A 15,021-nucleotide genomic window follows, 5' to 3' on the forward strand; every position below is an offset into this window, starting at 1 on the left:
GGGGGAGCGGCTCACCCCCGTTATCCAGCTGTTCCCGAGTGGATGCTGCCGCTCAGCCGAGTGCCGCGAGCCACAGCGCGGCGGGGGCTTCCCACTGCGCGTAGCGCTCGGGATAGGCGGAGATCTGCACGGACTGGGCAGCGTCGGCGTAGGCCATCGCCTCCCAGCCGGGGATGTCCAGCAGTCCACGCGTGAGCGCGCCGTTGGGATCACCGGCGCCGCCGAAGAAGGCGCGAGTGGCGCGGACGGGGTCGCTCACTTCGGCCTCCGTGCCCCATCCGCTGCTCGGACGCTGTTGGAAGAGTCCGAGCGAGTCGCGGTCGCCCCAATCGAGGTTGCGCAGCCACGACTCCTGCATCGCGGTGCCGAGGGCGATCTGGATGCCGCGGGAGGACACGCCCAGTTCGCGGCCGACGCGCACGATGACCTGGGCGTTCGCGATCTGCTCGGCGTCGAGGCCCGCCACGACCGGGGTGACGGCGGCGGCCGGTGCGAGCGCGGCCGGGAGGGCGATCGTCTGCCCCGGGTAGATGATCGACGAACGATCGAGCCCGTTCGCCGCGAGGACTGCGTCGGTGGTGGTGCCGTGGGCGCGGGCGATCGCGCTGATCGTGTCGCCCGCTTGCACGGTGTAGCCGGTGGGAGCCGCCGGCGGCGCGGGCGCCGCGGGCGGGGGAGTCGGGGCGGGCGCGGCCGCGGCCGAGCCGACCAGGCGGATCGTCTGACCGGGGTGGATGACGCTCGACCATCCGAGCGCGTTGCCGGCGAGGATGTCGACCGTGCGCAGCCCGTGACGGGCGGCGATCGCGCTCACGGTGTCGCCGGGCTGCACGGTGTAGTCCTCGGCGGCGTGGGCGGCCTCGGGCAGGGCGGTCAAGGCGAGGGCGCCGACGAGGGCGACGGGCAGGCTCGTACGGGCGCCTCGCAGGGCAGGACTGATCGCGTGTCGACGCATGGGGGGGACATCCGTTCTTCCGACTCCGGCCACCGTGTCACGGATGTATACCTCTGTCAACGAAAGTGGCTGGTGTGACAGATGGGACGAGCCGGGGCCGCCGAGCGGTGAGATAGTGGCAGGGTGACCGGCAACACCACTGAAACCACCTGGCTGACCCTTCCCGATCTGGCGGAGGTGCTGGGCGAACCGCTCGGACGCGTCCGCCGACTGCTCGACGATCACTACCTGATCGGTTCCCGCCGGGAAGGTCCGGTGAAGGTGCCCGAGGTCTTCCTCCTCGACGGCGAGCCGTTGACCTCGCTCCGCGGCACCATCATCGTGCTGCTCGACGCCGGATTCACCGACGACGAGGCGATCGACTGGCTGCTGAATACCGACGACATCATCGGGATGCCCCCGATCGAAGCCCTCCGGGCCGGACGCAAGTCCGAGGTCCGCCGGGTCGCGCAGGCTCTGGCCTGATGGCCTGACCCTGCCGCGCGGTTCAGGCCGTGCGAGCGGTCGCGGCGCGTGCCAGGTCGCGCAGCTCGCCCACCGCGGCGTTGCCCAGTCGAGCACCCGACAGCGAGCGGTCCGCCGTGTGCGCGTATTGGGAGATGAGCTCCTCGACGCGGGACAGCGCGCCGGTGTCGACGATGGTCGACTGCAGCGAGGCGATCTGAGCGTCGTCGAGGGTCGGGTCGCCGACCAGTTCGTCCACGACGCGCCGTGAGCCGGCCGGCATCGCCTCGCGGGCGTAGGCGATCAGCACGGTGCGCTTGCCTTCGCGCAGGTCGTCGCCGGACGGCTTGCCGGTGACGGCGGCATCGCCGAACACCCCGAGCACGTCGTCGCGCAGCTGGAACGCCATCCCGACGGGATGACCGAACGCCGACAGCGCAGCGCTCTGCGTGTCGTCGGCACCCGCGAGGGCGGCTCCGATGAGCAGGGGCTGCTGGATGCTGTAGCGCGCCGACTTGAGCGACGCCACCCGCAGCGCCCGCTCGGCGTGCACGTCGTCGGGTTGGGTGGCGAACGCCGATTCTTCGGCGATGTCCAGGAACTGACCCACCGTGACATCGCGCCGCATGCGTGCGTATTCGGCGCGGGCCGCTGCTGCCTGAACGGGTGCGGTTTCGGTGAGGCCCTCCTCGAGCAGGTCGTCGCTCCAGGCGACGAGCAGGTCACCGAGGAGGATCGCTCCCGAGCGGCCGAAAGCCGCGGGGTCACCGCGCCACCCGCGGGCGCGGTGCGCGGCCTCGAGAGCGCGGTGCGCTGCCGGGCGACCGCGGCGGGTGTCGGAGTTGTCGATGACGTCGTCGTGCACGAGGGCCGCGGCGTGGAAGACCTCGAGCGCGGCCGCAGTCGCCACGACGCCGTCCGGCACGGGAGAGACGCGACGGCCGTCGGCCTCCGAAACGGCTCGCCACCCCGTCAGGCAGAAGCGCGCGCGGAGGCGTTTGCCGCCGCGCAAGGTCTCGGCGGCAAGGGAGGCGACGAGTTCCGCCTCCTCGCCCATTTCGCGGGCGTCGGCCAGTCGGGCGGCGAGGAAGTTGTCGAGTCGCTGGGAAACAGCCTCGATGGGATCCGGGGAAGGCTGCACGGGCCTAGCCTAGTGATCAGCCGCGCGCGTAGAATCAACGCCACAAGTCACCCGAGGGGGATGCATGCCACTGTCCGAACAGGAGCAGCGTCTGCTGGACGAGATGGAACGTCATCTCATGCGCAACGACGCCGATGTCGTCACGACCCAAGGTCGTGCCCTCAGCTATCGCAACATCGTCTACGGCACGATCCTCGTGCTCGTGGGTCTCGGTGGTCTCATCGCCGGCGTGACGATCGGCGCAGACGTCCTCGGCATCATCGTCGGCGTCGTCGGGTTCCTGGTCATGGTCGGTGGCGTGATCCTCGCGGTCACCCCGCTGAGAGGTGCGGTGCCGACGGTTCCGTCCGCCGCCAAGCGCCCCGCAGCGTCCCGTGCCGGTTCGTCGTTCATGGATCGCATGAACGACCGCTGGGACCGCCGCCACGAAGGCCCCTGACCCCACTTCGCATTCCTGAAAAGCGCCGACTCTTGCGAGTCGGCGCTTTTTCGTTGCGCGGGCGATCCTCCACTCGCCCCCACCGCGGCCTTCGCTGCGCCCGCAGCATCCCGTCCCCGCAGGGATCACGCCCCCTCCGCGACGAGCTCGCAGGCCAGCACCTTCGGGGAGGGGAGCGGCGAATCCCCGGGTTTCGGGGGCAATAGCGCGCAAATGATGGTGAAGTGGAGGAGTGTGGAGTAAAGTGGGGCTTACTTCGCAGGCCGGACGAAGGGGGGAGAGCGGATGCTGCTCGGCACGCACACCCCCAAGCTCGACGACAAAGGGCGAGTCATCCTGCCGGCCAAGTTCCGCGATGACCTCGGCGCCGGTGTCGTCATCACCCGCGGTCAGGAACGCTGCCTCTACGTCTTCAGCGAGGCCGAGTTCGAGCGGGTGCACGAGCGGATCCGGGAGGCCCCGCTCAGCAACAAGCAGGCCCGTGACTTCCTGCGCATGTTCCTCTCGGGGGCCAGCGCTGAGAAGCCCGACAGCCAGAACCGCATCACGGTTCCCCCGGCGCTGCGTTCCTACGCCGGCCTCGAGCGCGAGCTCGTGGTCACCGGCGTCGGCGCCCACGCCGAGATCTGGAACGCCGACGCGTGGAACACCTACGCCGACGACAACGAGGAGTCGTACTCGGAGATGGAGCAGGAGGTGATTCCGGGCCTGTTCTGATCCTCGGCCGTGATTCCCAGCCGCTCGCCCTGACACACTTCCCCGGTGCCAGGTCGATGCGGAGGGGGATCAGGGTCCGGGATCGCGAAGCCCCCTCATCATGGAAGCCCGCGACCTCCACACTCCCGTGCTGCTCGAGCGATCCGTCGAGCTGCTTGCCCCCGCTCTGCAGCGTGAGGGCGCCGTCTTCGTCGACGCCACGCTCGGCATGGGCGGGCACTCCGAAGCGTTCCTCGAGCGGTTCCCCGGTACGCGCCTCGTCGGTCTCGACCGTGACACCGACGCCCTGCGCATCGCGGGCGAGCGCCTCGCGCCGTTCGGGGATCGAGTCACCCTCGTGCACACCGTCTACGACGGCATCGCCGAAGCCGTGGCCTCGGCCGGTGTCGATCGCGTCGACGCCATCCTGTTCGACCTCGGCGTCTCGTCGCTGCAGCTCGACGTCGCCGACCGCGGCTTCGCGTACGCGCAGGACGCGCCACTCGACATGCGTATGGATCAGACCGGCGGCGTAACGGCCGAGGAGATCCTCGCCACCTACGGCGAGGGCGACCTCCGCCGCATCTTCGAGCGCTACGGCGAAGAGAAACTCGCCGGGCGCTACGCCCGGGCCATCATCGCCGCCCGCCAGGTGGAGCCCATCGTGCGCTCCGGCCGGCTGGTGTCGATCCTCCACGACGCCACCCCGGCAGCGCTGCTGCACTCGGGCCACCCCGCCAAGCGCGTCTTCCAGGCGTTGCGCATCGAGGTCAACCGCGAACTCGCCGTACTCGAACGAGCCTTGCCCGCGGCGCTCAGCGTGCTCGGCGTGGGCGGGCGCATCGTCGTGCTGGCCTATCAGTCGCTCGAGGACCGCCTCGTCAAGCGCGTGCTTGCCGAAGCCACATCGTCCACGGCTCCTGCCGGGCTGCCGATCGAGCTGCCCGAGCACACGCCCCGCTTCAAGCTCCTGGTCAAGGGGGCCGAGCTCGCCGACGACGACGAGCGCGCGATCAACCCCCGAGCCACCCCGGTGCGCCTGCGCGCCGCCGAACGTGTGAAGGCGGCGGCATGACCGATCTGGCTTACGACCTCTTCCCGGCGTCCCCGCGCCGGGACGACGCACCCGGGCGCCGACTGCACCCGGTCGAAGCGCCCGCGCGTCGCCGACCGAAGCTCGCCTACGGCGTGATCGCCGTCGCCGGCGCGGTTGCGATCGCCCTTGCACAGATGCTCCTGTCGATCCTCACCACCCAGGGTTCCTTCGAGGTCGCCGCCCTCAGCCAGCAGCAGCGTGACCTGAGCTACGAGAAGCAGATGCTCTACGACGACGTCGCCGGTCTCGGTTCCCCGCAGTATCTCGCGGCCAACGCCGCCGCGCTCGGCATGGTCGTCGCCGACGCCCCCTCGTACCTGCGCCTCAGCGACGGCGCCGTCATCGGATCGAGCCAGCCGGCGACGGATGCCTCGTCCATCGACGCGATCGGACGCGCGGCCGTCGGAAACGCCCTCATCACCGACACCCCGCTGGTCACCGACCCCGACTCCACGATCCAAGGAGCCCCGATGGCCGAGACACCCGCCGGCGCGGATTCCGCGACACCCCCGCCGATCGCCGACGGTCTGCCCACGCCGGCGACACGATAGCCCCATGACGACGCGCAGCACTCGCAGCCCCCGCCGTCGCACCGTCGTCGCCCTCGCGGTCGTCCTCGCCGTGCTGGCGGGATTCGTCGTGCGCCTCGTCGACATCCAGGTCGTCAACGCGCGCGAGCACATCGACGATTCCCTTTCGCTCGGACTCGCCGGATCGCAGAAGCTTTACGGCGCGCGGGGCGCGATCGTGGATGAGAACGGCGCGACCCTGGCCGGCAGCATCCTGCTCTACGACGCCCAACTCGACCCGAAGCTCGCGAAGGACGGTCTGGCGCGCGACGACGCCGACGGCGTGCGGGTGGAGGTCACCTGGCCCGAGCTCGCCGCGCAGATGGCCCAGATCACGGGTCAGGATGCGGCGGAGGTCGAGAAGATCGTCACCGACGCCCTCGCTGAGAACCCCGACTCGCGCTTCGCGTACCTGAAACGCGGCGTCACCACCGAGCAGTTCCAGGCTCTCCAAGCCCTGAAGATCCCCTACCTCTCGTTCGTGCCGCACCCCGCGCGCACCTACCCCGATGGTGCCGTCGCCGGCAACCTCGTCGGTTTCGTCGGCAGCGACGGCACGCCCCTCGCTGGTATCGAGAAGATGGAGGACAGCTGCCTGCAGTCCTCCGACGGCGAGCGCACCTACCAGCGGGGCAAGGACGGCGTCGTGCTGCCCGGCACCGAGACCGAAGCTCCCGCCGTCGACGGCGGCACGGTGCAGCTCACGATCAACCGCGACCTGGAGTGGTACCTCCAGCAGTTGATCGCCGAGCAGGCGCAGAACGTCGGCGCGAAGTCGGGCAATATCACCGTGGTCGAGGTCAAGACCGGCAAGGTGCGTGCGGCCGCGGAGTGGCCGAGCGTCGACCCGAACGCCGTGGACGCTTCGGCCGACGGCGACCGGTACAGCCGCATCTTCACGAGCACCTTCGAGCCCGGTTCGACGTTCAAGGCCCTGACGGCGTCCACCGTGATCGATGCCGGGGGTCAGACCCCGCAATCGACGGTGATGGCCTCGAGCAGCGAGACGATGTCGAACGGGGCGCGGCTCCGCGACGCGTTCGTGCACGGGGTGAACAAGTACACCCTCACCGGGGTGCTCATCGATTCCTCCAACGTCGGTATCGCCAAGTTCAGCGACACCGTCCCCGCGGCGACCCGCTACGACTACCTGCAGAAGTTCGGCATCGGCCAGGGGAGCTCGATCGGCTTCATCGGCGAGGCGAAGGGACAGTTGTACCCCGTCGAGCAGTGGGACAACCAGACGCTGTACAACACCGCCTTTGGGCAGGGCCTCACGACCACCGTTCCCGAGCTCGCCGGCGCCTATCAGGCGATCGCGAACAACGGCGTGCGGGTACCGCTCTCGCTCGTCGAAGGCTGCACGGCCGCCGACGGCACCGTGACGGACGTTCCCGACGCGGCCGGTGTGCAGGTCGTCTCCGAGCAGACGGCCGATCAGGTCTCGCAGATGCTCGAGAACGTCGCCACCCAGGGATCCCTCGCCAAAGAGGTCGCCATTCCCGGGTACCGCATCGCGATCAAGACCGGTACGGGTGAGAAGACCGACGGTCAGGGCGGCTACAAGGCCGGCGTGTATTTCACGACCATGATCGGGTTCGCACCGGCCGAAGACCCCGAATACGTCGTCGCGGTCACGCTCGACGAGCCGGCGACGGTAAAATCGTCTGCGGCCAACGCTCCGGCGTTCCAGAAGGCCATGACACAGGTGCTCAAGACGTACCGCGTCATGCCGTCGGACTCCGCCTCACCCGAACTGCCCAAGTTCGGCTGACCAGCGCCGGCCCCTCACACATGATCCCCCTCACTCTCGCCCAGCTCACCGATGCCGTCGGCGGCACCCTCGTGCTCGCCGACCTCGACACCCCCGACACGATCGTCTCCGGGGCGGTCGACACCGACTCCCGCGCCATCGCGGCGGGAGGGGTGTTCGTCGCCAAACCCGGAGAGCACACCGACGGGCACCGCTTCGTCGATGCCGCCGTCGCCAACGGCGCCGCCGTCGTGATCGTGGAACACACGGTCGAGACGCCCGTCTCGCAGGTGATCGTGCCCGACGCTGTCGGCGCCCTCGCCGACCTCGCCCGCGTCGTCGTCGCCCGGGTCCGCGAACGTGGCGACCTGCGGGTGGTGGGCATCACCGGCTCCAACGGCAAGACCACGACCAAGAACCTGCTCGCGCGGATCCTGCAGGACGAGGGCGAGACGATCGCCCCCCGCGCCTCGTTCAACAACGAGGTCGGCGCTCCGCTCACGATGCTGCGCGTCACCGAGAACACCCGCTTCCTCGTGAGCGAGTTCGGTGCGAGCGGTCCCGGCGAGATCGCCCGCTTGGCCGGCCTCGTCACCCCCGACATCGGCGTCGTGCTCATGGTCGGCATGGCGCACGCGGGCGGCTTCGGCGGTATCGAGGCCACCTTCGCCGCGAAGAGCGAGCTGGTGCACGCCGTCCGCGACGGCGGACTCGCCGTGCTCAACGCCGACGATCCTCGGGTGGCCGCCATGGCGCCGCTCGGAGCGCACCGCGACGTGGCCGTCCGCTGGTTCGGACGATCGGATGCTGCCGACGTCCGAGCGACCGATGTCGAGGTCACCGCCTCGGGAACCCGCGCCGAGATCCTCGTCGACGGCGTGGCGCTCACCCTGCATCTGCAGGTGCTCGGCGCCCACCATGTCATGAACGCACTGGCCGCGATCGCGGCGGCGACCGCGCTCGGAGTCGACGCAGCATCCGCCGTTCGACGACTCGAGACCGTCGAGCTCGCCGAACGCTGGCGCATGCAGCCCCTCGGCTCGGAGCGGGTGCGCATCATCAACGACGCCTACAACGCGAGCCCCGATTCGATGGCCGCGGCCCTGCGCACCCTCGCGCAGATCACGACGCCCGAGCAGCGCACCGTGGCCGTGCTCGGCGCGATGAGCGAACTGGGGGAGTACGCCGAAGAGGAGCACGACCGGGTCGGGCTGCTCGCCGTGCGACTGGGCATCCAGCGCATCGTCGTCGTGGGCGCCGATGCCCGACGGATGTACCTCGAAGCGATCGCCCAAGGCTCGTGGGATGCCGAGGCGGTCTTCTTCGCCACGGCCGACGAGGCCTACGACTACCTGATGGGCGAGCTGCGCGACGGCGACAGGGTACTGGTCAAATCCTCCAACTCGGCGGGCCTGCGTTTCCTCGGAGATCGTCTGGGAGACTCGTTCTCGTGAGATCACTCCTGACCGCGGCGGCGATCTCGCTGGCTTTCACCCTCTTCCTCACTCCGGCGTTCCTGCGCCTGTTCCGTAAGTGGGGCTGGGGCCAGGTCATCCGTACGCCCGAGAACGTGCACAACCCCTCGCACGGTGAGAAGCGCGGCACCCCCACCATGGGCGGGACGATCTTCATCGTCGGCACCATCGTGGGTTACCTCGTCGGCTCGTTCACCGGCAACAACCCCCCGACCATCTCCGGCCTGCTCGTGCTGTGGATGATGGTCGGCTTCGGCGCGGTCGGTTTCATCGACGACTACATGAAGGTGCGCCGCCAGCAGAGCCTCGGGCTCGAGGGATGGCCGAAGGTTATCGGGCAGATCCTCGTCACGATCCCGTTCGGCATCGTCGCGCTGAATCTGCCCAACGCGGTGGGACAGACCCCCGCGTCCGCGTACATCTCCGTGTTCCGCGACGTGCCCGGTCTGTGGTTCATGGCGCTCGGCCCCATCATCGGCTGGCTGCTGTACCTCGCGTGGATCTCGCTCATCGGCGTCGCGGCGTCCAACTCGGTCAACGTGACCGACGGCCTGGACGGCCTCGCCGCAGGTTCCGGCATCTTCGTGGTCGGCGCCTATACGCTCATCGCCTTCTGGCAGGTGCAGCAGGTCTGCACGAACGTCGCCTCCGCCGTGTCCACCGCCTGCTACGGCACGCGCGATCCCTTCGACCTCGCGATCATCTCCGCCTCGTTCGTCGGCGCGCTCGTCGGCTTCCTCTGGTGGAACGCCCCGAAGGCCAAGGTCTTCATGGGCGACGTGGGCTCGATGTCCATCGGCGGCGTCATCGCCGCGATGGCGATCCTCACGCGCACCGAGCTGCTGCTCGTGCTGGTGGCCGGCGTCTACGTCATCGCATCCGGCTCCGTCATCCTGCAGCGGCTGTACTTCAAGATCACCCGCGGCAAGCGGCTGTTCCTCATGAGCCCGCTGCACCACCACCTCGAGATGCGCGGGTGGTCGGAGATCACGATCGTCGTGCGCATGTGGATCATCGCCGGCCTCCTCGCCGTCTCGGGTGTGGGCTTCTTCTACGTCGAATGGCTCGTCAACGCATGAGCGCCGAGCGCCTCGACACGCTGAACAGCTGGCGCGCTGACTGGCGCGGCCTGCGGGTGGCCGTGCTCGGCCTCTCCGTCACCGGTTTCTCGGCCGCCGACACCCTCGCCGAACTCGGCGCCGAGGTGCTCGTGGTGACCGAGAAGGCCGAGGATGAGTACGCGCGCCTGCTGCCCGTCATCGGCGCTCGGCTGCACGTCGGACCCCTCGACATCGTGCCGACCGAGCTGGAGGACTTCGCGCCCGAGGTGGTCGTGGCCTCGCCGGGCTTCTCTCCCCGGCATCCGCTCATCGTCTGGGCGCTCGAGAACGGCATCGCCCTGTGGGGCGACATCGAGCTGGCCTGGCGGGTGCGCGACAAGGTGGTGCGCGCCGACGGTACGCCGGCCGACTGGGTGCTCGTGACCGGTACGAACGGCAAGACCACCACCACGCGCCTCGCGGCGACGATGCTCGTGGCGGGCGGTCTGCGGGCAGCGCCCGTCGGCAACATCGGCGTGCCCGTGCTCGATGCCGTGCGTGATCCTGCGGGCTTCGACGTGCTGGTCGTCGAGCTGTCGAGCCACCAGCTGTACTACCTCGGGTTGCAGAGTGGCCCGCAGCCGGTGTCGCCGTGGGCGGCCGTCTGCCTCAACCTCGCCGACGACCACCTCGAGTGGCACGGGTCGTTCGCGGCCTACCGCGATGCCAAGGCCGTCGTCTACAACCACACCCGCGTGGCATGCGTCTACAACAAGGCGGATGCGGCGACCCGGGCAATGGTCGAGAACGCCGACGTCGTCGAAGGTGCCCGCGCGATCGGTTTCGACCTCGGGGTTCCGGGCCCGAGCGACCTCGGGGTCGTCGACGGGATCCTCGTCGACCGCGCCTTCCTCGCCGAGCGCGCCACGTCTGCTCTCGAGCTCACGACCGTGGCCGATCTCGCGGCCGAGAACCTCGCCGCACCTCACGTCGTCTCCAACGTGCTGGCCGCTTCCGCCCTTGCGCGCTCGCTCCACGTGACTCCCGAGGCGATCCGCTCGGCGCTGGCGGATTTCACCCTCGACCCGCACCGTATCGAGATCGTCGCGGTCGCCGACGGGATCACCTGGGTCGACGACTCCAAGGCCACGAACCCCCACGCCGCGGCCTCCTCGCTCGCGGCGTTCCCGGGCGCGGTCTGGATCGTGGGGGGCCTCCTCAAGGGCGTCGACATCGCCGCACTCGTCCAGGCGCGGGGCGCCGGGGCGAAGGCCGCCATCGTCATCGGCGCCGACCGCAGCGAGATCGTGTCCGCGTTCGCGCGACACGCCCCCGCGGTGCCGCTGTTCGAGGTGGACGACGCCGAGACTGAGAACGTCATGGCACGGGTCGTCGAACTGGCGGCCGACGTCGCTGAAGACGGGGACGTGGTTCTTCTCGCCCCCGCAGCGGCATCGTTCGATCAGTTCGCCTCCTACGCAGACCGCGGCCGGCGTTTCGCCGAGGCCGTCACCACCCGGATCGCCGGGCAGCCGCAGGGGGAGGGATCGCGTGACGACGACGACGCCCCCGACGCGGGCCACCCCCGATCTTCCTGAACCGCCCCGCGGCGGCCTCGCCGCCCGCGTGTCCCTCGGGCGCGTCTTCGCGCCGGTGCCGAGCGAGTTCCTCCTCATCGCTTCGACCGCCCTGCTGCTGACGGGCTTCGGTCTCGTGATGGTGCTGTCGGCCACGTCGGCTTTCGGCGGCGGTGAGAATCCCTACGAGCACGTGATCAAGCAGGGTGTCTTCGCGGTGATCGGCGTGCCGCTCATGTTCGTCGCGAGCCGCATGCCCGTGGTGTTCTGGCGCAAGATCGCGTGGGTCACCCTCATCGGGGCGACGGCGTTCCAGTTGCTGGTGTTCGTGCCCGGGCTCGGCATCGAGTCGAATGGAAACCGCAACTGGGTGCAGATCGCCGGTTTCCAGTTCCAACCGGCCGAATTCCTGAAGATCGCCCTCGCCCTGTGGATGGGCGCCGTGCTGTACCGCAAGCGCACGCTGCTGACCAAGTGGGCACACGTCTTCATCCCCGTGGTGCCGGTCGCGATCATGGTGATCGCCACGGTGCTCGGCGGTAAAGACCTCGGTACCGCGATGATCCTCGTGCTCGTGGTGCTCGCCGCCCTGTTCTTCGCCGGCGTCCGCCTCCGCATGTTCCTCCTGCCGGCGATCGGTGCGGTCGTCGCCGTCGTCGCCCTCGCGGTGACGAACGAGAACCGCCTCGCTCGCATCATGAGCTTCCTCAACGCCGGCACGCTCGACTGCTACTACGACGACTGCTATCAGGCGCTGCACGGCATCTGGGGTCTCGCCTCCGGGGGAGTGTTCGGCCTGGGCCTCGGCAACTCCAAGGAGAAGTACGACTGGCTGCCCGCCGCCGCGAACGACTACATCTTCGCGATCGTCGGCGAAGAGCTCGGCCTCATCGGCTGCGCGGTCGTGCTCGCCCTCTTCGCCCTCTTCGCCGTCGGCGCGTTCCACATCATCCGCAAGACCGACGACACCTTCGTGCGCATCGTCGCCGGCGCGATCGCGATCTGGATCGTCGGGCAGGCCCTCATCAACATCGGCGTCGTGCTGCGCGTGTTCCCCGTCCTCGGGGTGCCGCTGCCGTTCATGTCGCAGGGCGGCACCTCGCTGCTGTCGGTGCTGCTCGCTTCGGGCGTGCTGTTGTCGTTCGCGCGTTCCCTGCCCGTGCGCTCGCGCTGACAGCATCCGACCGCTCGCGAACTAGGGTCGGAGGGTGACGACCTACCTCCTCGCCGGCGGCGGCACCGCCGGGCATGTGAACCCTCTGCTCGCGGTCGCCGACGGGCTGCGCGCCCGCGACGCGGCGGCCGACGTGCTGGTGCTCGGCACCGCGGAGGGTCTCGAGGCCCGGCTCGTTCCGCTGCGGGGCTACGAGCTGCTCATCGTCGACAAGGTGCCCTTCCCGAGACGACTGGATGCTGCGGCCGCGGCGTTTCCGGCTCGGTTCCGCCGTGCGATCGCCCAGGTCAGGGGCCACCTCCGCGAGCGCGGCGTGGACGTCGTGGTCGGCTTCGGCGGCTACGCCTCGGCCCCGGCCTACGTGGCGGCGCGGCGCGCGGGCGTGCCGTTCGTCGTGCACGAGGCGAACGCGAAGCCCGGACTCGCCAATGTGCTCGGCGCGCGCGCCGCGTCGGCGGTGGGCGTGGCGTTCGCGGGCACCGCGCTTCGCGGCTCGAGCGTCGTGGGCATGCCGCTGCGACGGGAGATCGTCGAGCTCGACCGCGCCGGGTTGCGCGCCGAAGCGGCCGCGCACTTCGGACTCGACCCCGACCGCCCGACGCTGCTGGTGTTCGGCGGCTCGCTCGGCGCGCTGCGGCTCAACGAGGCGTTCGGGGGAGCGTGGAGCGAGGTGCTCGATGCGGGGTGGCAGCTGCTGCACGTCACGGGGGAGCGTTCGGAGCTGGCCGATCCCGGCGTCGCCGGGTACGCCCTCCGTCGCTACGTCGACCGGATGGACCTGGCCTTCGCCCTCGCCGACGCGATCGTGTCGCGTTCGGGGGCGGCGACGGTGAGTGAGATCAGCGCGCTGGGCATCCCCGCGGTGTACGTGCCGTACGCGGTCGGCAACGGCGAGCAGCGACTCAACGCGGCCTCCGCCGTCGACGCCGGGGCCGCGGTGCTGCTGGACGACGCCACCTTCGACGCCGAGCGGGTGCGGGAGCAGGTCATCCCGCTGCTGCAGGACGCGCAGCGCCTCGCGCAGATGCGCGAGGCTGCAGCATCCGTCGGCACCCGCAGCGGCACCGAGAACGTGATCGGCCTCATCGACGCCGCCCTCGCCGCCGCGCGCTGACCTTTTTCACCTGCTCCCCTGTCACGAACTGCGGGTGGCACCCGCGTTTTGCGACAGGGGAGCTGCGGCCGCGCGCTGAGCCGCGCGCCGAAGCCGGGCTCGGAGGCGGGCGTCTTAGGATTGACGCGCCATGATCAGACCCGACCTCACTCTTCCCCTCCCCGAGAACATCGAGGCCGCACACTTCATCGGCATCGGCGGATCGGGCATGTCGGGCCTGGCACGGATGTTCCTCGCCCGCGGTATCCGCGTCTCGGGGTCGGACCGCGCCGACAGCCCAGGGCTGCGAGAGCTGGCGGCACTCGGCGCGACGGTGCACGTCGGACACGACGCCGCGCACCTGGGCGATGCCGACACGGTCGTTCACACCGGTGCGATCTGGCCCGAGAACCCCGAGTTCGTCACCGCGAAGCAGCGCGGTCTTGCTGTGATCCACCGCTCGCAAGCCCTGCACTGGCTCATCGGGGGCCGTCGCCTGGTGTCCGTCGCCGGCGCCCATGGCAAGACGACCTCGACGGGCATGATCGTCACCGCGCTCCGCGAGCTCGACCTCGATCCCACCTTCGTCAACGGCGGCGTGATCGCCGATCTCGGTGTTTCGAGCGCCACCGGATCCGACGAGCTGTTCGTCATCGAGGCCGACGAGTCCGACGGCACGTTCGAGCTGTACGACACCTCGATCGCTCTCATCACGAACGTCGATCCCGACCACCTCGACCACTACGGCTCGAACGACGCCTTCGACGCCGCCTTCGCCCGCTTCGCCGACGCCGCCCGCGAGGGCGTCGTGATCTCCGCCGACGACGCGGGAGCTCAGCGCGTGCGCGAACGCCTCACGCACGAGAACGTGCTGACTTTCGGGGAGGCCACGGACGCCGACCTGCGCGTGGGAGATCTGCGCACCGACGGGTTCGTCACCTTCTCGCTGACCTACCGGGGCGAGAGCGTGTCGGCGGGGCTGCGCATCCCCGGCGCGCACAACGCCCTGAATGCCGCGGGCGCTGTCGGAGTGCTGCTGCAGCTCGGGATCGCGCTGGAACCGGCGGTCCGCGCGGTCGAGAGCTTCGGCGGCACCGCGCGCCGCTTCGAACTGCATGCCGTCGAGCGCGGCGTCAGCGTCTACGACGACTACGCCCATCACCCGACCGAGGTCGCGGCCGCGCTGTCCGCCGCCCGCACGGTGATCGGCGGAGGTCGCCTCATCGCGTTGCACCAGCCCCACACCTACTCGCGCACGCAGGCGATGTACCGGGAGTTCGCCGACGTGCTGGAGTCGCTCGCCGACCACACCGTCGTGCTCGACGTGTACGGCGCGCGCGAAGACCCGGTGCCCGGAGTGACCGGCGAACTCGTCAGCGGCGCCTTCGCCGACCCCGAGCGCGTGCATTTCGTCGCCGACTGGCAGGCCGCCGCCGACTACACCGCCTCCGTCGCCCGCGCGGGCGACTACGTCGTCACGCTCGGCTGCGGCAACGTGAACCTGATCATCCCGCAGGTCGTCGACGCGCTCGCGCGCATCGACGCTCCCGACGGCGAGGACTGACCCGG

14 protein-coding genes are annotated in these 15,021 nt (G+C 70.0%); 12 read left to right on the top strand and 2 right to left on the bottom strand.

Annotation, left to right across the window (positions count from 1 at the left end; genetic code table 11):
- Window positions 1–52: 52 nt before the first annotated feature.
- Complete coding sequence (locus tag ACFXP5_RS00290; protein WP_394543028.1) at window positions 53–955, bottom strand: LysM peptidoglycan-binding domain-containing protein; 903 nt, start codon at window positions 953–955, stop codon at window positions 53–55.
- A gap of 123 nt (window positions 956–1,078) precedes the next feature.
- Here ACFXP5_RS00290 and ACFXP5_RS00295 point away from each other — a divergent pair, with 123 nt between their 5' ends.
- The gene (locus ACFXP5_RS00295) at window positions 1,079–1,420 is read left to right on the top strand and encodes an Rv2175c family DNA-binding protein (protein ID WP_394526009.1); all 342 of its coding nucleotides are present in this window, start codon (window positions 1,079–1,081) and stop codon (window positions 1,418–1,420) included.
- Between the two features lie 22 nt (window positions 1,421–1,442).
- Here the strand turns inward: ACFXP5_RS00295 and ACFXP5_RS00300 are convergent, their stop codons facing one another.
- Window positions 1,443–2,540 (bottom strand): polyprenyl synthetase family protein, encoded by a 1,098-nt coding sequence (locus ACFXP5_RS00300; RefSeq protein ID WP_394543029.1) that lies wholly within the window; start codon window positions 2,538–2,540, stop codon window positions 1,443–1,445.
- Window positions 2,541–2,604: 64 nt separating this feature from the next.
- On the opposite strand from ACFXP5_RS00300, the gene ACFXP5_RS00305 reads away from it, so the two are divergent.
- The 11 genes from ACFXP5_RS00305 to murC all read left to right on the top strand — a co-directional run bounded on the left by ACFXP5_RS00305 (window position 2,605) and on the right by murC (window position 15,016).
- Complete coding sequence (locus ACFXP5_RS00305; protein WP_394526013.1) at window positions 2,605–2,979, top strand: DUF3040 domain-containing protein; 375 nt, start codon at window positions 2,605–2,607, stop codon at window positions 2,977–2,979.
- A 285-nt stretch (window positions 2,980–3,264) separates the two neighbouring features.
- Entirely contained in the window at window positions 3,265–3,696 is a 432-nt protein-coding gene (gene mraZ / locus ACFXP5_RS00310; protein ID WP_394526015.1) for a division/cell wall cluster transcriptional repressor MraZ, read from the top strand.
- A gap of 100 nt (window positions 3,697–3,796) precedes the next feature.
- On the top strand, window positions 3,797–4,750 hold the full coding sequence (gene rsmH / locus ACFXP5_RS00315; RefSeq protein WP_394543030.1) for a 16S rRNA (cytosine(1402)-N(4))-methyltransferase RsmH: 954 nt from the start codon (window positions 3,797–3,799) through the stop codon (window positions 4,748–4,750).
- Window positions 4,747–5,322: a cell division protein FtsL gene (gene ftsL / locus ACFXP5_RS00320; RefSeq protein ID WP_394526017.1), complete on the top strand. Its 576-nt coding sequence runs from the start codon at window positions 4,747–4,749 to the stop codon at window positions 5,320–5,322. Before rsmH ends, ftsL begins: the two co-directional genes overlap by 4 nt.
- A gap of 4 nt (window positions 5,323–5,326) precedes the next feature.
- Window positions 5,327–7,114 (top strand): peptidoglycan D,D-transpeptidase FtsI family protein, encoded by a 1,788-nt coding sequence (locus ACFXP5_RS00325; RefSeq protein WP_394543031.1) that lies wholly within the window; start codon window positions 5,327–5,329, stop codon window positions 7,112–7,114.
- A gap of 20 nt (window positions 7,115–7,134) precedes the next feature.
- Entirely contained in the window at window positions 7,135–8,547 is a 1,413-nt protein-coding gene (locus ACFXP5_RS00330) for a UDP-N-acetylmuramoyl-tripeptide--D-alanyl-D-alanine ligase (RefSeq protein WP_394543032.1), read from the top strand.
- Complete coding sequence (gene mraY, locus ACFXP5_RS00335) at window positions 8,544–9,647, top strand: phospho-N-acetylmuramoyl-pentapeptide-transferase (protein WP_394526022.1); 1,104 nt, start codon at window positions 8,544–8,546, stop codon at window positions 9,645–9,647. The genes ACFXP5_RS00330 and mraY overlap by 4 nt, the downstream gene beginning before the upstream one ends.
- Entirely contained in the window at window positions 9,644–11,206 is a 1,563-nt protein-coding gene (gene murD, locus ACFXP5_RS00340; protein WP_394543033.1) for a UDP-N-acetylmuramoyl-L-alanine--D-glutamate ligase, read from the top strand. The genes mraY and murD overlap by 4 nt, the downstream gene beginning before the upstream one ends.
- Entirely contained in the window at window positions 11,160–12,359 is a 1,200-nt protein-coding gene (ftsW, locus tag ACFXP5_RS00345; protein ID WP_394543034.1) for a putative lipid II flippase FtsW, read from the top strand. Before murD ends, ftsW begins: the two co-directional genes overlap by 47 nt.
- Window positions 12,360–12,393: 34 nt before the next feature.
- Window positions 12,394–13,473: a UDP-N-acetylglucosamine--N-acetylmuramyl-(pentapeptide) pyrophosphoryl-undecaprenol N-acetylglucosamine transferase gene (locus ACFXP5_RS00350; RefSeq protein ID WP_394543035.1), complete on the top strand. Its 1,080-nt coding sequence runs from the start codon at window positions 12,394–12,396 to the stop codon at window positions 13,471–13,473.
- 130 nt (window positions 13,474–13,603) lie between these two features.
- Complete coding sequence (gene murC / locus ACFXP5_RS00355; RefSeq protein WP_394543036.1) at window positions 13,604–15,016, top strand: UDP-N-acetylmuramate--L-alanine ligase; 1,413 nt, start codon at window positions 13,604–13,606, stop codon at window positions 15,014–15,016.
- The last annotated feature ends 5 nt before the right edge of the window (window positions 15,017–15,021 follow it).

This window comes from Microbacterium hanjuni (genome assembly GCF_043556395.1).
GTDB lineage: Bacteria > Actinomycetota > Actinomycetes > Actinomycetales > Microbacteriaceae > Microbacterium.